Origin of the sequence: Microcoleus sp. Pol10D4 (genome assembly GCF_036701555.1) — a bacterium.
Taxonomy (GTDB): Bacteria; Cyanobacteriota; Cyanobacteriia; order Cyanobacteriales; family Microcoleaceae; genus Microcoleus.
This window is the reverse complement of record NZ_JAUBRA010000025.1, coordinates 18,038-34,431: the sequence shown is the minus strand read 5'-3', so window position 1 is coordinate 34,431 and position 16,394 is coordinate 18,038. Positions and strand designations below refer to the sequence as shown.

Sequence of the window (16,394 nt, the reverse complement as noted above, 5' to 3'; positions counted from 1 at the left end):
TTAGGAACCGACTAAACTAAATTTTTATTATACCCTATTTAAAGGTACAACAGCTTAAACCCCAGTCGCAGTAAAAGCAGCCCAATAATAAGGATTAGCAAAAGGATAGGGTTTGCGGTTGCGAATTTGCTGCAAAGAAGCCTCCGCAATCAGGCGAGAACTTTGAGAAAGCCGATCGAACATTTGGGAAATTTGAGGTTGAAAATCCGCCAGCAACACCTCCAATTCTTCGCTAGTCAAATCCCGCAGCCACCTTTGAGCGTCCCCCAGCGCGATCGCCACATCTCCCACCTGCAACCGAGAAAACCGTCCCAGATTTTCATAAAACTTGCTCGTCAGTAGCAGCGTAGAAACATCGTTCACCTTCCAAAGACTGCTAACCACACTAGACGTGCCAGCATACAACAAACCCGCCGACAAACCCACAAAATCTCCTCCAGCACCGCTAACTCCGCCAGCGGCAATTTCGCAACCCGATAAAGTAACTAAAAAATATTGCCGAAAATCCAGATTAAAAATTTCCTCCAAACTCAGAGAATCATTCCTCAAAAACACTGCGGATTTCAGAGACCCAGCTAAATTAAGCAAACTCAAACAAGCAAAGTGAGCGCATTTTTTCTGCTGCAACTGCACTGTTTTCTGGGGCGAATTCCCATTATTAGCAGACATTTGTTGGGAAAAAGCCTCTTTAATTGCCGGCTTATGGCGCACAACTTGTGTACTGGTAAAATACTGGGAAATATTGCCGATTTCAATGTTGCTATAGAACGCATCTCTGGTGAAAGTTGGAATTGCCAAAAGCTGCTGCAAACCGGGGCTGTACCGACCAATAGCCGCTCCGTGTGCACTTTGTCTCAACAGCAATAGCTGACAGCTAGGAGCATAGCGAATTCCTCCGGCAAATCGATCGATCAAATAAGCAGCAGGCGCTGCAACGTCGCCAAAAGACGAACTTTGAGAAAAATCCGAAAGGGTGTAGGTTTCCAGATCAAAACCGCTGCGATCGCTCCACCCAGACCTAAAAATTCCCCCACCATCCTCAAACCCGTCTCTCCCCGCCAAAGGCAAAGCGTGGAGTGGCAAAGCGTGTAAAAATCGGTGTGGCACAAAAATCAGCCGATCGCAATTATCGGGAATCAGCGCCACCACTCGATCGATTTCCAGCATCGTAGCCAAGCGTTTGAGGCGAGCCGGGAGATGATTGATCCAGCGACCTTTTTGTTCAGAATAAGCGCTGAGGTACTCCTGGGCCCAACTTTCGACAGCCAAAGCATTTTCCGACGAACACAGGTGAACGGCCGGATATTGTGCACTCTTTACCACCACAAAAGCAACCAGCAACTCCCCCAAACTCGCCCACACCACAGCAGCGCAATTGTCATCAGGCAACAATTGGCGAATTTGCTCGAAAGCGATCGGTTCAACTTTGTGAGCTAGGCTGAAGAAAGGGTCGTTTGCCTGCACCTCCCGCGCAATCAACCTATCAAACTGCTTCCACAATTGATTTAAGTGCATGAAGTCCGAGTTCGGCAGCAGAGAACCGCTGTTCAAACCTTGGCTATCGCCCTCAGAAATCAAGGTCGTGTTCGGCTCAGGTTCTCCCTGTTCTTGGTGCCGCTGTTCCCCCGCTATTTCCAGTCGCAGCGACTCCAACTCGCTTCGCACCGCTGCCGGAATTTCGGCTTTCGGAGTCAAGTGGCATTTAACCAGCAGTTCTACCAAATTCCGATTTTTGTGGCGTTCGGCGTATTCCAGAGCCTTAGCGTAATATTCAGGTTGGCTGGCGCCGAGTTCCAGGCAAACTTGCACCAGGCATTTATAGAGTCCAGCCCAAGTGCGGGTTAATTTGACTTTTGCGGTACTCGTCTGATCGCCAAAATCGACTGTATCAACCCCAACTTCGCAACGCAAGAATTCCACAGTATCGACAGCAGCAGTAAAAACCCCGTAGGCGCGAAGCAAGTCGCCTCGAACTCGGTAAGCTTGACCCAAATAAAATAAAATTTCAGCCCAGCGGTGGGGATAGGTTTCGCGAGTGTAGACTTGACAGGCGCTGTGATAGCAACCGATCGCGCTTTCCATGTGGAACAAGTTTTCCGCCTCGGTCAGTTGCGAATAAGCTCTGCCGAGATAAATTTGCAGCATTGCCCAGCGGTTGGGATATGCCTGCCTGGTGTAGACTTCGCCCGCATTTTGATAGCAGGCGATCGCGCTTTTGAGGTTGCGGTTTTTTTCCCCTTTCACGTGTTCGCAGAAAGCGCGGCCGAGGTAGGCACACAGCATTGCCCAGCGTTCGGGAGATTTTTGGCGGTTGCAAAATAGCAAAGCATTTTGATAGCAGGTGATCGCCATTTCCATATTTTCGGCTTTTTCCCCTTTCACCCGCCGACTGTAGATCCTACCGAGGTAAGTTTGAATCGAAGCCCAAGCTTCGGGAAATTTGATGCGGGTGTAGACTTGTAAAGCATTTTGATAGCAGGTGATCGCCATTTCCAAATTTTCCACCGGATCGCCTTTGATGCGATCGACAAACACCCGACCCAAATTCCTTTGAGTCGTCGCCCACTGCTGCGGAAAAGCTTCCCGAGTCCGCACCTGCAAAGCTCTCTGATAGCACGTAACCGCGTATTCGAGATTTTCAGCTCGGTTGCCCCGCAGCAACTCGCAGTAAGCATTTGCCAAATTATTTTGAGTTGTAGCCCAACGCCGGGGAAACACCTTGCGGTTGTAGACTTGCAAAGCATTGTGGTAGCAAGCGACTGCCAGTTCCAGATTTTGGGATCGGTTGCCCCGCAGCCGCCGGCTGTAAGCACGGCCGAGATTGTTTTGAGTGCTCGCCCACTCTCGCCCGAAAGCCTCGCGACTGCGAACTCGCAGGGCATTTTCAAAGCAGGCGATCGCCTGTTCTAGATTGTCTGCCGGATCTCCTTTGAGGCGCTCGCTGTAAGCGTTGCCCAGATTATTTTGCAGCGTCGCCCACTGTTCCGGGTACTGTTCGGGCGTGCGTACTTGTAGGGCATTTTCAAAGCAAGCGATCGCCTGTTCGATATTTTGAGCCTTATCACCTCTGGGGCGATCGCTGTAAGCGTTGCCCAGATTGTTTTGCATCACCGCCCATTCTTGGGGAAAGTCTTTGCGGGTAAACACCTTAGCAACTGTTTCGTAACCGGCAATTTCGATTTCCAAGTTATTAGCCTTGCTGCCGAGGGGAAACCGCCCAATTTTGTTGCTCAGATTGCCGATCAGGGCTGCAATCCGCCTTCTCTCGGATTCTTTGGCAGCAGAAAACACCAAATTTGCCCAGCAGCGCAGCAGTTGTGCAAAATTCTGGTCGAGTTTATCTAAATTGTTTCTCAGCAGCGAGTACAGGTGCTGCGAATCAGCGCCGCGCGCCACTGCCTGCAATACTTCTGCTAAAAAAGCCAGATATGCTGCCCCGGTTGCGGGCAATTTAGAATTGCCCTTTGCAGATTCTAAGGGTGCGATCGCCATTTGGAAAAATTTTGCAGCTTTCAGCAAGCTTTCTCGCGTCAGTGCCACTTCTTCCAAATAAAGCGTTTGCACGAACCCAAAGTCGATCGACTTTGGGTTCATCCTCAAAATCAAATCTATTCCTGAGTCCCCAGGATTTTCCAGCAGCGCTTGGAGCATATTAACATCAGTTTTGCGACGCTGTTCGTCCATCGTGCATTCCGCTAAACTATTAACCATAGGAGCGCTGCTTCCCTGCAACCAAGTGAACTACCCACCCCTAAATCGTAGTACCGAATATAGTAGGGGCTTCTGTACTCATAGGCGAGTGCCTTAGCGGAGACTTTCGTCCCAGCTTTGGTCTTACCTCGCCTCCTAAAGCCGAAACGGCTGAACCTTCCGCCTTTAGTATTTTGATACCTTCTGCTTTCATCTTTATCGCTGCGTTCCCCTCCCGATCGCGATCTGTAGCACAGTGAGGACAAGTCCCTTCCCTCATATCTAATGGCATCTCGGTCATTGGATGGAAACAATTAGAACAGAGTTTGGAAGTGGAAACCCCTCTATCAATTTCGACTAAGTTCCCGCAATCAATGCCCGCAATCCTACCTTCTTTTGTTGTCTGGTTCTCAGCTTTGATTTCAGTCAGTATATATGCAATATATTTCCCTGAATATTTTTTAATAATAATTGAATTATGAATTTTACCCTCACTTAATCTATATCTATTTATTTTCGGCTTATTTATTTTCCTATAGCGGCAACTCCTAGTAGTCGCTACCAATTTGACGTTTTTAGGATACTGAAATGACTGTTTTTTATCTTGATATGGGAACTTATAAAAGCCAGCAAATCCATCCAAAAAAATTTTGTATTTCCTGGTTAAATTGAGCCTATTAAGTTGCAATAATTTGCTGTAAAACTCACCTAACCATCCACTTTTATCTAATTTATTGAGACTCGGTAAAAGTGTGTTGAACCGGGAGCATCCAAGTCCTTTACCAGTTTTTTTATAAACTTCAATTGATTTATTTAGACCATAATTAGACCACCAACGCGCACACCCAAAAGTAGAAGCTACTTGTATTTGTTGATTTTGGGTAGGATACAAACGAACTTGGATAGCCTGGTGTAGCAATCAACATCACCTCCTTGGTTTTTCTATTCTCTCACAATATACAGTTGATGATCCAAGCATTACGAAAAAATTTTGTGACGAGGATTACATATTTTATCTCTTGAAAGACCTCTCCAAAATTACTTGAGGATGCGATCGTCCTCACCTGCCCTCCCCACTATAACGGTACTCGGTTTAGTGGGAAGGGGGCGAAATAGTTAAACCAGGATTCACAAGTCCCAAAAGACACGCTATAGCGAAACTAGCACATACGATCGTTAATAGTATTATTTTGCGCGTGGCTCTTGAGTAAAATCGCGGTTAAAGGCGTTGTCACCCTGTGGCGGCGGGTTTCACAGGCCTTTCTAAACTTGAAAAACCCGCCCCCACAGACTTGCAGCGGGACAGGTTTACTTTTACCCCGATCGGACTTACGCTAAGAAACCGGGTTTCTAGGAAACTCTTGGGTTTAGTAACGAGAAATCTCGAAAGAAACCGGGTTTCTGAGGAAGAGTTTGTCCTGGACTAAGTGAGTTATCTAGGATATGGCGCGAGTTTCAGCGCTACAGCTAACAAAAATCAACTCAGTAGATTTTACTGTACCGCTTGAGAACGCAAGGCTGACTCCACTGCCAGCAGAGCTCGATCGACTTCAGCAGAAGTGACAATCAGCGGCGGGACAAATCTCAGCACTTTCGGCCCTGCGGGAACCAACAAAACTCCTGCCGCGATGGCAGATTTGACGATATCCGCCGATGTAAGTTCGATATCAGCTTGCAATTCCATCCCGACAATCAAACCCCAGCCGCGCACTTCGGCAATTAAATGCGGATATTCGGCCGCCAACTTGTTGAGGCCTGCTTTTAACTGTTCCCCGCGCTGCTGCACGTTTTCTAGAAGGTTTTCCCGTTCCAAAGTTTGGCAAACGCACAAAGCTACAGCGCAAGCAAAAGGATTGCCGCCGAAAGTGCTGGCGTGACTTCCCGGTTCAAATACATCGCAGGAAGATTTGCACAGCATAGCGCCGATCGGGATACCGCCACCTAACCCTTTCGCAGATGTAAAGATATCCGGTTCAATGCCGAGGTTTTCGTAGCCCCAGTATTTGCCACTGCGTCCCATCCCGACTTGCACTTCGTCGAGAATCAGCAAAATGCCTTTTTCGTCGCAAATTTCCCGAATGCGCTGGAAGTAGGCGATATCTCCGGGGCGAACTCCGCCTTCACCTTGCAGGGCTTCCAGCATAATTGCTGCTACTTGGCGTTCGTCTTTGTCGAGTTGCTCGATCGCACTTTCGATCGCACTAATATCGTTGTAGGGCACATAGTGAAATCCCGGCACCAAGGGGCTAAAACCCTTCTGGTATTTAGGCTGCCCCGTTGCCGTAATTGTCGCCAAAGTCCGCCCGTGGAAACTCGCAACAGCGGTAATGATTGTCGGATTCGAGATATTTAATTTTTCGTGGGCGTACTTGCGGGCGAGTTTAATTGCCGCTTCATTAGCTTCCGCGCCGGAGTTGCAAAAGAAGGCTCTGTCCGCACAAGAATGGTCTACAAGCCACTTCGCCAGCTCGCCCTGTACGGGGATATAATAAAGGTTAGAAACGTGGTGCAGCGTCTGAATTTGCTGAGTTACCGCTGCAATCATTGCCGGGTGGGCGTGTCCCAGAGTGCAGGTAGCAATACCAGCCACAAAATCGAGATATTCGCGGCCCTCGGTATCCCAAACGCGGCAGCCGAGGCCCCGTTCTAGGGCGATCGCAAAACGCCCGTAAGTCGTCATTACATAGCTGTCGAAGCTCTCAGAACTGAAGGGACTGGCTTCGGCTTGCACACTTGGTTCTTTTAGTAAGGTTTCTGGACTCACGAATCGCTCCTTAACACATAATATTCAGACCTCGATTGTACGGTAAAAATCCAGGTTAGCGGTGCAGGCTGTTAGTTTTGTCATAAAATCATAACAGTAACAACAATTAATCCCTCACAAATCTACTGATGAGTTATTACATTTCTCCTAACTTTCTCGATAAAGTTGCGGTGCACGTCACTAAGAACTTTTTAAATTTGCCCGGGGTAAGAGTTCCCCTAATTTTGGGAATTCATGGCCGTAAAGGAGAAGGCAAAACTTTTCAAACCGAACTGGTTTTTCGGCGAATGGGCTTTGAACCGGTCATGATATCTGGTGGGGAATTAGAAAGCCCGGATGCAGGAGATCCGGCGCGTTTAATTCGCTTGCGCTACCGGGAAGCTGCGGAGCAAATTCGCGTGCGCGGCGAGATGTGCGCCATCTTTATTAACGATTTGGATGCCGGTGCTGGCAGGTTCGATTCTACTACTCAATATACTGTCAATACTCAGATGGTCAATGCCACTCTGATGAATATTGCTGATAATCCAACTAACGTGCAGTTACCGGGAAGTTATGACAGCACGCCACTGCACCGAGTGCCGATTATTGTCACCGGAAATGATTTTTCTACGCTGTACGCGCCGCTGATTCGCGACGGGCGGATGGAAAAGTTTTATTGGGAACCCAGCCGGGATGATAAAATTGGCATTGTTGGGGGAATTTTTGAGTCGGACAAATTGTCAAAAACCGATATTGTGGCGTTAGTGGATAATTTTGCCGATCAGGCGATCGACTTTTTTAGCGCTTTGCGATCGCGCATTTATGACGAACAAATCCGCGAATTCATTCACAAAGTAGGAATCGAGCGAGTTTCCAAGCGTTTGGTAAACACTTTGGAAGCAGCGCCAGATTTCCATAACCCAAATTTCAGCCTCGCTCATTTAATAGAAATGGGCAGTTTGATGGTGGGCCAACAAAAGCGGATTAAGGAAATGCGCTTAGTAGATGAATACAACCAATCGCGCCTGTTCAACGTTCAAGGAACCGCCAATCCCCCTGCTGCTGCGCCCACGCAAAGTCAATTAAACGACCCCTCCTCGAAATATTATAAGGCTTACGAGGAGCCAAGTTCTGAAGTGGGTAACGGTCATGCGGCGCGGCTGAGTTCCGAGGTATTGGAACAAGTAAAGCAGTTATTAGCAAGAGGCTGCAAAATTGGCATGGAATATGCAGATAATCGCCGATTTAAGACTGGTTCTTGGCAAAGTTGCGCGACGATTAAAACTGAACAAGAAAAAGATGTGGTTGCATCTTTAGAAACTTGTTTGGCGGAACACGGCGGCGAATACGTGCGGCTGATTGGTATCGATCCAAAAGTCAAGCGGCGGGTAGTTGAAACAATTATTCAGCGGCCAAATTAGGACAAGCGTTTACAGATTTAAATTCTTGCATATTTGGGGCGGGCTAGAAGCCCACCCCACAAGAATTTGATTTTTTTTTGACAGAACATAGACCTATTATGGTTCTTCACTTTCATCTCTTGCAATTATCTGCGTTCATCTGTGTTTATCTGCCTGAAATCTGCGGTTGACCTATCAATCAAAGATTTATGCAAGAAGTCTATTATGCAAAAATTTATCAAAGGTTGCCCGATCGCACATAGCACCTTGAGCACCCACTTTAGTTGTGCACAGAGCGCCTGCTGCTGCGCCCCACCGCACCGCCTCTGACAAGGACAGACCGGCATCTAATGCAGAGGCCAACCCGCCATTAAAAGCATCGCCAGCAGCAACAGTGTCGATCGCCTCCACAGCAAAAGCCGGTACAAAAAACGTTTCATCCGCCGTAACAGCAACAGCCCCGCGATCGCCCAATTTGACAATAACATTCTTGACACCGCGCTCCTGCAAGTGTTTGGCAGCTACAATCGCTGTTTCCGCGTCATTCACCCGAAAACCGACTAACTGACTGGCTTCCACTTCATTCGGCGTGATAATGTCAATTAGGGGATAAAGTTCCAGTGGCAAATCCGCCCTAGCCGGTGCTGGATCGAGAATAACTCGCACCCCCGCTTGACGAGCAGCTTTCGCAGCTTCTTGGACAACTTCCAGGGGAATTTCTAACTGTAACAGCAAAGATGTAGCTCCTGTTAACAGTTTTTGGAGACGTTCTATATCTGCTTCACCGACATTGTTATTCGCCCCCGGAATCACAATAATATTATTTTGACCTGTCTCGTCTACCGCGATAATTGCCACTCCTGAATGAGTGTTTTGGTCTATTAATACATTGTCTGTACTTAAACCATAAGATTGTAAATTAGTCAATAATTCTTCAGCAAATTTATCGTTGCCGACGCGGCCGATGATGTTGGTAGAAGTGCCGAGACTGGCGGCGGCGACGGCTTGATTTGCTCCTTTGCCGCCGCCGGCTGTGAAAAAATTGCTACCGATGATAGTTTCCCCTGGCTGCGGCAACCGGGGAGTTTTTGCTGCTAGGTCGATGTTGATACTGCCGAATACGATGATGGTCATAAATTATTCAATTTGGTAATTGGTAAGCTGTAGCGCATTTAATTTGTAAACTACAGTTTACTTAAACTATTGTTGCCCCGGCAGGAGAACCCGGGGCGAGCAAGTTTCAATTTAAATGCCAAATAACTTAATTGGTAATTGGTAATTAGTAATTCTCCCACTCTCCCATTCTCCCCCTCTCCCCCTCTCCCACTCTCCCTCTCTCCCTCTCTCCCTCTCTCCCTCTCTTCCTTAAAATGCCAAATAACTTAATTGGTAATTGGTAATTGGTAATTCTCCCACTCTCCCATTCTCCCCCTCTCCCCCTCTCCCTCTCTCCCACTCTCCCTCTCTTCCTTAAGACGTGCTAGAACAGTTATGGTCTTCATCGGTCAATTCAATGGCTGCAATTACTCTCGATCGCAATCCCTGTGTCCTGCTAGTTGAAACAGACGAAGTTCTCGCCGGACACTTGAGTCTCGACTTAAAATCCTCCGGTTACGAACCGGTAGTGGCTTCTAATACCGCCACGGGCCAACATTTAGCCAGTGAATTGCAGCCAGCTTTGATTGTAATCGATCGCATACTTGGCGCTGAGTCGGGGCTGTCACTGTGTTCTCACCTCAGAAGTATTGGCAATCGGGTGCCGGTGCTGCTATTGGTCGGTCGTGATACAGTTGACGATCGCGTAGCTTGTCTGGAAGCTGGGGCGGATGATTATTTTCTTAAACCTTACCGCACTGAGGAGTTTTTGCAGTTGGTGCGCTTGTATTTGCAGCCGGATAACAGCAGCAACGAACAATTGAGGTTTGGCGATTTAGTTTTGGATTTGGCCTCTAGGCGGGCCCTACGCAATGGACGGGCGATCGACCTGACGATGAAGGAATTTGAGCTGTTAAAGTATTTGATGGAACATCCCCGCGAGGTTTTGACTCGGGAACAAATTCTGGAAAATGTTTGGGGTTACGACTTTTTGGGCGAGTCGAATGTAATTGAGGTTTACATCCGCTATCTGCGGCTCAAAATTGAAGATGAGGGCGAAAAGCGCTTGATTCAGACGGTGCGCGGTGTTGGCTATGTGATGCGGGAAGCTTGAAGAAGTCAGTTGACTGTTGACTGTTGACTGTTGACTGTTGACTGTTGGCTAGTTCTAATGTTCAATTCCCAATCTAAAATCTAAAATCTAAAATCATTATGAGTTATTTAACTAATTTGCTCGGTATTGGAGTAAGTATATTTTTGCTGGGATGTTCGCCGACTTTACCGATCGCAAATGCTGGTGCTACTGGTATTTTGGCGGATCAGTCTGCGACGGCGACAACATCGGGTCAAGTGCTTCCTGTTTCTGCTAGAGCTCGGATAGGTGATCGCCCAATCGAACTCGAAGTGGCGAAAACAGTTGAACAGCAGGCTATGGGTTTAATGTACAGAACTTCTTTGCCGGATGACAGAGGAATGCTGTTTGAGTTTAAACCGGCGCGGCGGGTCAATTTTTGGATGAAAAATTGCCAGATTTCTCTGGATATGATTTTTCTGCGAGATGGGGTGGTTGAGGCGATCGAAGTTTCTGCACCTCCTTGTACTGCTGATCCTTGTCCTACCTACGGGCCAGATACTGCTGTCGATCGAGTTATTGAACTCCGGGGCGGGCGAGCTGCTGAACTCGGTGTCAAAAAGGGCGATCGTATTGAAATCGAGTTTTTCCAATAAAACTTCGGACTCTTTCAGTAAAATCTGCACACAGACATAATCCCCCGGTTTCCATCGCCCAGAGATCCCCCTACCTTCGGAATACCGGAGAAAATTTAGAAACTTTACAAAAATTGATTAAATTTGTTAATATATTAATGTAAGATTCAGTACAAACACCGAAAGATTTGCTAGGATGTCGATCTCAGTCAGTCAGGACTTGAGCTTGTTTCCGGAAGCTGTAGATTGTTGGTCGCAGGTATGAGACGAGTCAGCGACTCGTTACCAATCCTGAGAGACGATACTCAGCCTCAAGGTGTAGCAACACGAAAAGAAATTCTCTGGAAGTTCTGGCGATCGAGGTAAATCTACTAAACCTATCTAAAGTAGTATGCTACGAGCCAAGTTAATTGGCGGTAATTGGCAAACTTAACTTCTGGTAGCATTTTCGGGTTTGATCGAAATATCTAACTAATTTTGCCAAAGTAGATTTGCGGATTCTGCATTTCGGCAGATGAAGTTAAACTCTGAACTTGGTTTAGTAGTTTTAGGTAGCAGAATTTATTCTGATTCGCGCTGCAAAGATGCCGAGTTATTCAGTTTAGGTTCGATCGCGATTACCAGTCGATCGGGCCGACATCAGCAAAATTGCAAAACCTTTCACTTTTTGGGAAAGGTTAGCTTTACAGTAGCACTCAGCATTACGTTTGGCAGTTCAACCGCTAATAGCGTTTTAAAAGCTATCGACGGTAACAAGACAAATTTAAAACTGGCTTATTACTCATCACAAACATCAGGTTCACATCAGAAAATGGTGTCCTATACTTAGAGGTGAAATCACATGGCACCCGCTAAATACACTCGATTAATTCGATTTTTACAAGAAGATTTGGCAATTTCTCCCGCGTCAATTGCTGTCGCCGAACGTGGCGGTGACAAACAGCGCCAGCGCGATAAAGACCCGAATTCCTTGCCGATGGTTCTGTGGCAATACGGTTTAGTCACTCTCGAACAGTTGGATAAAATCTTTGATTGGTTATCCGAAGCATACTAAAAGGATTTTAGATTTTAGAGAGTATCAAAAATCCAAAATCTAAAATCCTTTAACAACTGAGATTAGGATTCAGCCAAGAATTTGGCAGCAGCGGCAACGCCGGCACCAGGAGTGTAGCCTTCATGACCCAGTTCTCGCAACACGACTTCTAACGAGGAAATTGCTGCTAGAATATCACGATCGCCCACAAAGCCCAAATGACCGATTCGGAAGATTTTACCTTTGAAATGGTCTTGTCCGTCGGCGAGAGCAATGTCAAATCTCTTTCTCATCAAAGTCCGCACTTTTTGAGCATCTACGGATGCTGGCGGCATAACTGAAGTAATCGCAGGGCTGGCCGCATCATCAGCGGCAAACAACGGCAAACCTAAAGCTTTTACCGCAGCGCGAGTAGTTCTCATTAAGCGTTGGTGCCGCGCGAAAACATTTTCCAACCCTTCTGTTTTCATCATCTGCAGCGATGCTTGCAGGGCAAAAAACATATTGACAGGGGGAGTAAAAGGAGTGGTATTTTTGGCAGCGTCTTTGCTATATTTGCCCAAATCCAAATAATAGCGGGGCAGTTTAGCAGTTTTGTAAGCTTCCCAAGCTTTGGGACTGACGGCCACAAAACCCAAACCTGGAGGAATCATGTAAGCTTTCTGAGAACCAGAAGCAATGACATCGATTCCCCAAGCGTCCATCGGAATATTGACAGCGCCTAAGCTAGTGACAGCATCGACCATAATTAAAGCTTCACCGTGGGCTTTAACGTGGCGGTTGATGGTTTCGAGGTCGTTGAGGACGCCCGTGGAGGTTTCCGAGTGGGTGATGATGACTGCTTTGATTTGCTTCTCTGTATCTGCTTCGAGTTTTTCGCGGAAGTTTTCCGGGTCTAAAGGTTGGCCCCACTCAGCTTTAATAATTTCGGCGTTTAAACCGTAAGCTTCGGCGACTTCCGCCCAGCGTTCGCCAAATTTGCCGTTAGTACCGACTAAAACTCGATCGCCCGCACTCAAGAAATTAATTATCCCAGCTTCCATCGCGCCGGTACCAGAAACCGTTAAACTCAGCACGTCACTTTTTGTTTGGTGCAGCCATTTCAAGTTTTCGGTACATTCTGCAAAAATCGCGTCAAATTCCTTGCTGCGGTGGCCCATCGGGTGTTTTGCCATCGCTAACAATGCCGCTTCAGGCACCGGCGTCGGGCCGGGAATCATCAGCATTAATTTGTTGTCCATGATATTGTCCTAACTTTTCCTGTGGGAGTTCTATAGAATAAATCAAATACGATACGTCACGTCGCTACCCTAACTTTTTTAACTTTTAACTCCCTTGTGGTTAATTTCATTTAGAGCCCAGCGATGTTCTACCGCTAAGTTCGATCGCTCGCAGCTTTGTTCTAATTGCTTTTGAATGGCAAGGGCTTTACGCAGTGTAATAATAAGTTGGTGAACTTGTTGCTGCTGCGGCGATTGTGGACTGACAGCAAACATCGTTTTGCGTTCTAACAATTGAAGTAGCAATTCATAATGAATGTACGAAGGAAGGGGGATTGGCTCCATGAAAGCTAATATACCTCAGCGAACCGATACCCCATTGCAATTGCATGAGGCATCACGGTGAACATTAGATGCCCGATTTTTTATTTGTTTTCTAACCGTACAATAACCCCTGCTTTGCCGATCGAATATTCGGGGCTGGGTGCGTTGGACACGCTAAATCTTGCGATCGACAGGCTTACAGAATAGATTTAATTGCTTTCTGGCAAAATATTTCTATGCAATATAGCTTTCAGTGCTATTTCTTTTTTACAGTAGCGCTTGAGTCGATGCAGGCTAGAAATTCTCATTATTTACCTACTTAATCATTTTTTATCAGAATCAAGGGTGCTTTGTCAAGCGGTCTCGCCTTTCACAGGCTGGGAGGGCGATCGACAAGGGAGGCTAAAGCTGCGCCTGGATCGGGCTGCTTGACCAGAGATTCGCCGATGAGAACGGCTTCGGCGCCGGCGCTGGCAAGTTTAGCGAGGTCGTCGGGAGTGTGGATTCCTGACTCGCTGACAATGAGGATGCCTTTTGCTTGGATTTCGGTTTGTCGATCGGCTAATAGTTGGCTGGTGGTTTCTAGGCTGACGGAAAAGTCTGCTAGGTTGCGGTTGTTGATGCCGATCAGGTTAACGCCTTGTAGGGTTAATACTCGATCGAGTTCTTCGAGAGTGTGAACTTCTATTAAAGCTGTCATGCCCAAAGTCTTGACAATTTTTACAAAGTATTGTAAGTCTTTGTCAGATAGAATAGCTGCGATTAGCAACACAGCATCGGCGCCGTGAATCCGGGCGAGATAAATTTGGTAGGGATAGATAATAAACTCTTTGCAAAGTAAGGGTAAATCGACGGCTGCACGGATTTTAGCGAGGTTGTCGAAACTGCCTTGAAAGAACTTTTCATCGGTGAGTACGGAGATGCAACTAGCGCCGTTTTGTTGGTAAGCTAGGGCGATCGCCACGGGGTCGAAATCTTCGCGAATTACGCCTTTGCTGGGGGAAGCTTTTTTAACTTCGGCGATGATAGCGGGTGTGGTTTTGCCGTTTTTAAGGGCGGCAAGAAAGTCGCGGATGGGCGGTGCAAAGGGGAGTTTTTTGTGAAGATCGGCTAATGGGGTGCGATCGCGCTTTTGGGCAACTTCAGCTTCTTTTTCCCAGACGATTTCTTCGAGGATGTGCTGGGGTTCGGCGTCGGGTACGGCGATTTGGTAGCTGAGGTAGAGTACGGAAACGGATGTGCTGGGGGGACGACGGCGGATTTGAAGCATGATAGAGGGATAAAGGGCGATCGTAACAAGTTTCAACGTATTATATAATGGTTTACGATTAATCAAACAGAAACAAACCCGGATTTACATGAAAAAATTTACCCAAAGCCTCAGCTTGTTTTTTGCTAATTTCTAGCTGACCGTTAACGATTTCAGTTGCCGTCTCAACTGTGCCAATAATTTCTACTAAATCTGCTAGTTCTAAACTTCTAGCATCCATCAAATGAAGAAGTCTTGAGTGGGGAGTTGAAGCATTCAGTTGATAGTGAGTTTCTTCATAATCCTCAATGAGTTTGACTAAAAGTTCTAACAGAGTATCTTCTTCGGGAGTTAGATTTTTCCGAGACAGCAAGTTTTCAACTATTTCTAAAAAAGTCTCGTTTTCATCTTCATTTTTGATAACTCGAGGTTGATATTGAGAGAGCAGGCTGCTGTAACTGTCGGAGTCAAAAGTAAGAGTCATTCGATTTTAGATTTTAGATTTTAGATTTTAGATTATAATTTTGGCAGTAGTCTATTAATTTTTTGCGACTGATAACGTGCATTGAGCGATCGTTCAGATGTTTGGCAGATACCTAATTCTATCAAATTTAAGTGCGAACGGCTAAAACCCCAATTTAACTAAAAGGGCGATCGGGCTTCTTTTCTATTGGCGAGCTGTCGGGGCGACAAGTCGTCTATAACGCTGATAGAATAAGCCTCATAGCTCTTATGCCTTGTTGATAATTAGGTAGTTTATGTGGAGACAAAGACATTAATTCAACAACAACCTGCCAATTACTAAACATCAAATCGACCCATGATTCACCCCAAAGTCCAATATAAAAAGTGCTATGTCTAGCATATTTTCTGTGACTTTCTGTTTTTCTGCTTAGATATTCTTGAACTTGCTTTGACTTAATTTCTATCCCTTGGATTATACTCTTCAAGTATGCTAGTGATAACAGAATTAATAATTTACTCAATCGCTCGCCCGTGAGATTAGTCCTTTCTAGGTTATATCCTCCACCCTTAAAGTCTCTAAACATTTCTTCAATTCCAAATCTTTTTGCATAAGCATCAACTGCTGCTTGTATATTTGCCAAGCTTGTCAGAATATACCAAGGTTCTTCTGTAGTAATATTTCGATATTTACCCAGCCACTTACCTGCCAAATTAAACCCCGTAACTGGTGCGGTTTTTCGGATTGTTACTTCTTGATTGAAAAAGCTATTTCCTGGCTCTAATCCTAGCATTTTTAGTTCAGTCCATAACTCCAATTCCGTCTTGATACAAACATTCTTTTTTAGTCGTAAACAGAAATATACTTTCTTCTCCCTCAGCCAATTTGCCAGGGTAACACTACAAAATTCACGATCTCCTAACACGAGCAATTTATAATTTGATAAGGCGGCGAATACTGGCGTTAATACGAATTGTTGATTTTCCAATGTGCTGTTCCCTTGTTTGTCAAGGACTTTCCAATAAATAGGAATAGCTCTTTTTCGCCAAATCATGCTAACCATCAAAATATTATTTGATTGCCATTTGGTTCGGTCTATTGCTAAATATACAACCTTATTTTGTTTGACACTACCTTTAATCCAACCAATCACCAGTGGCAACCAAATACTATCTAAAGTCCATTCATCCTCCGATAAAAATCTCTGAATCTTTTTTCTTCTACTTTCAAATTTAATGGGCATCGCTAGTTTTGCTGCTATGCTTTCCAATGTGACTTCTTTAATCGATTGCACTACTTGAATCAATAAAATTGTCAATAAGTAATGAGAACGTGTCAGCTTTTCTAACAAATGGGCATGATATAATTCTGGTATCATTTAAGTGTTTTTGGGTAAGAAGCTTTCTTACCCTATCTTTTTCTAGGCGATTTGTCTAGGATTGCCGGACTGTATGATTTTCAGGCAAC

At 45.9% G+C, this 16,394-nt stretch carries 14 protein-coding genes; 5 read left to right on the top strand and 9 right to left on the bottom strand.

The window, feature by feature from the left end; all coding sequences use genetic code 11:
• Positions 1 to 54: 54 nt before the first annotated feature.
• The 3 genes from QUA36_RS14680 to QUA36_RS14670 all read right to left on the bottom strand — a co-directional run bounded on the left by QUA36_RS14680 (position 55) and on the right by QUA36_RS14670 (position 6,454).
• Positions 55 to 3,711, bottom strand: a complete 3,657-nt coding sequence (locus QUA36_RS14680) for a CHAT domain-containing tetratricopeptide repeat protein (protein ID WP_333458207.1) — start codon at positions 3,709 to 3,711, stop codon at positions 55 to 57.
• A gap of 40 nt (positions 3,712 to 3,751) precedes the next feature.
• Positions 3,752 to 4,609, bottom strand: a complete 858-nt coding sequence (locus QUA36_RS14675; protein ID WP_333458206.1) for a helix-turn-helix domain-containing protein — start codon at positions 4,607 to 4,609, stop codon at positions 3,752 to 3,754.
• 573 nt (positions 4,610 to 5,182) lie between these two features.
• The gene (locus QUA36_RS14670; RefSeq protein ID WP_333458205.1) at positions 5,183 to 6,454 is read right to left on the bottom strand and encodes an aspartate aminotransferase family protein; all 1,272 of its coding nucleotides are present in this window, start codon (positions 6,452 to 6,454) and stop codon (positions 5,183 to 5,185) included.
• Between the two features lie 128 nt (positions 6,455 to 6,582).
• Here QUA36_RS14670 and QUA36_RS14665 point away from each other — a divergent pair, with 128 nt between their 5' ends.
• The gene (locus QUA36_RS14665) at positions 6,583 to 7,857 is read left to right on the top strand and encodes a ribulose bisphosphate carboxylase small subunit (RefSeq protein ID WP_333458204.1); all 1,275 of its coding nucleotides are present in this window, start codon (positions 6,583 to 6,585) and stop codon (positions 7,855 to 7,857) included.
• Positions 7,858 to 8,043: 186 nt separating this feature from the next.
• Here the strand turns inward: QUA36_RS14665 and rbsK are convergent, their stop codons facing one another.
• A complete protein-coding gene (gene rbsK / locus QUA36_RS14660) occupies positions 8,044 to 8,970 on the bottom strand; it encodes a ribokinase (RefSeq protein WP_333458203.1) in 927 nt (308 codons plus the stop codon).
• A 379-nt stretch (positions 8,971 to 9,349) separates the two neighbouring features.
• Here rbsK and nblR point away from each other — a divergent pair, with 379 nt between their 5' ends.
• From nblR to QUA36_RS14640, 4 genes are all read left to right on the top strand, one after another.
• Complete coding sequence (nblR, locus tag QUA36_RS14655; protein WP_333158197.1) at positions 9,350 to 10,045, top strand: response regulator transcription factor NblR; 696 nt, start codon at positions 9,350 to 9,352, stop codon at positions 10,043 to 10,045.
• 98 nt (positions 10,046 to 10,143) lie between these two features.
• Positions 10,144 to 10,659, top strand: coding sequence for a DUF192 domain-containing protein (locus QUA36_RS14650; RefSeq protein ID WP_333458202.1), 516 nt, complete (start codon positions 10,144 to 10,146; stop codon positions 10,657 to 10,659).
• A 493-nt stretch (positions 10,660 to 11,152) separates the two neighbouring features.
• The gene (locus QUA36_RS14645) at positions 11,153 to 11,467 is read left to right on the top strand and encodes a hypothetical protein (protein ID WP_333158201.1); all 315 of its coding nucleotides are present in this window, start codon (positions 11,153 to 11,155) and stop codon (positions 11,465 to 11,467) included.
• A gap of 12 nt (positions 11,468 to 11,479) precedes the next feature.
• Positions 11,480 to 11,692 carry a DUF2949 domain-containing protein gene (locus QUA36_RS14640; protein ID WP_333158203.1) on the top strand — a complete coding sequence of 71 codons (213 nt, stop codon included), beginning with the start codon at positions 11,480 to 11,482 and terminating at the stop codon, positions 11,690 to 11,692.
• A gap of 62 nt (positions 11,693 to 11,754) precedes the next feature.
• On the opposite strand, the gene QUA36_RS14635 is transcribed toward QUA36_RS14640, so the two are convergent.
• From QUA36_RS14635 to QUA36_RS14615, 5 genes are all read right to left on the bottom strand, one after another.
• Positions 11,755 to 12,912, bottom strand: a complete 1,158-nt coding sequence (locus QUA36_RS14635; RefSeq protein WP_333158204.1) for an alanine--glyoxylate aminotransferase family protein — start codon at positions 12,910 to 12,912, stop codon at positions 11,755 to 11,757.
• Positions 12,913 to 12,990: 78 nt separating this feature from the next.
• Positions 12,991 to 13,236 carry a DUF5340 domain-containing protein gene (locus QUA36_RS14630; protein ID WP_333055069.1) on the bottom strand — a complete coding sequence of 82 codons (246 nt, stop codon included), beginning with the start codon at positions 13,234 to 13,236 and terminating at the stop codon, positions 12,991 to 12,993.
• 349 nt (positions 13,237 to 13,585) lie between these two features.
• A complete protein-coding gene (gene trpC, locus QUA36_RS14625; RefSeq protein ID WP_333158476.1) occupies positions 13,586 to 14,485 on the bottom strand; it encodes an indole-3-glycerol phosphate synthase TrpC in 900 nt (299 codons plus the stop codon).
• Between the two features lie 58 nt (positions 14,486 to 14,543).
• Positions 14,544 to 14,948 carry a transcriptional regulator gene (locus QUA36_RS14620; protein WP_333458201.1) on the bottom strand — a complete coding sequence of 135 codons (405 nt, stop codon included), beginning with the start codon at positions 14,946 to 14,948 and terminating at the stop codon, positions 14,544 to 14,546.
• A gap of 214 nt (positions 14,949 to 15,162) precedes the next feature.
• Positions 15,163 to 16,305: an IS4 family transposase gene (locus QUA36_RS14615; protein ID WP_333458200.1), complete on the bottom strand. Its 1,143-nt coding sequence runs from the start codon at positions 16,303 to 16,305 to the stop codon at positions 15,163 to 15,165.
• Positions 16,306 to 16,394 lie beyond the last annotated feature (89 nt).

Coding starts and splice junctions, on each gene's coding strand:
- QUA36_RS14680 (WP_333458207.1), bottom strand. CDS start 3,711: ATGGTTAATAGTTTAGCGGAATGCACGATGGACGAACAGCGTCGCAAA.
- QUA36_RS14665 (WP_333458204.1), top strand. CDS start 6,583: ATGAGTTATTACATTTCTCCTAACTTTCTCGATAAAGTTGCGGTGCAC.
- rbsK (WP_333458203.1), bottom strand. CDS start 8,970: ATGACCATCATCGTATTCGGCAGTATCAACATCGACCTAGCAGCAAAA.
- nblR (WP_333158197.1), top strand. CDS start 9,350: ATGGCTGCAATTACTCTCGATCGCAATCCCTGTGTCCTGCTAGTTGAA.
- QUA36_RS14650 (WP_333458202.1), top strand. CDS start 10,144: ATGAGTTATTTAACTAATTTGCTCGGTATTGGAGTAAGTATATTTTTG.
- QUA36_RS14645 (WP_333158201.1), top strand. CDS start 11,153: ATGAAGTTAAACTCTGAACTTGGTTTAGTAGTTTTAGGTAGCAGAATT.
- QUA36_RS14640 (WP_333158203.1), top strand. CDS start 11,480: ATGGCACCCGCTAAATACACTCGATTAATTCGATTTTTACAAGAAGAT.
- QUA36_RS14635 (WP_333158204.1), bottom strand. CDS start 12,912: ATGGACAACAAATTAATGCTGATGATTCCCGGCCCGACGCCGGTGCCT.
- QUA36_RS14630 (WP_333055069.1), bottom strand. CDS start 13,236: ATGGAGCCAATCCCCCTTCCTTCGTACATTCATTATGAATTGCTACTT.
- trpC (WP_333158476.1), bottom strand. CDS start 14,485: ATGCTTCAAATCCGCCGTCGTCCCCCCAGCACATCCGTTTCCGTACTC.
- QUA36_RS14620 (WP_333458201.1), bottom strand. CDS start 14,948: ATGACTCTTACTTTTGACTCCGACAGTTACAGCAGCCTGCTCTCTCAA.
- QUA36_RS14615 (WP_333458200.1), bottom strand. CDS start 16,305: ATGATACCAGAATTATATCATGCCCATTTGTTAGAAAAGCTGACACGT.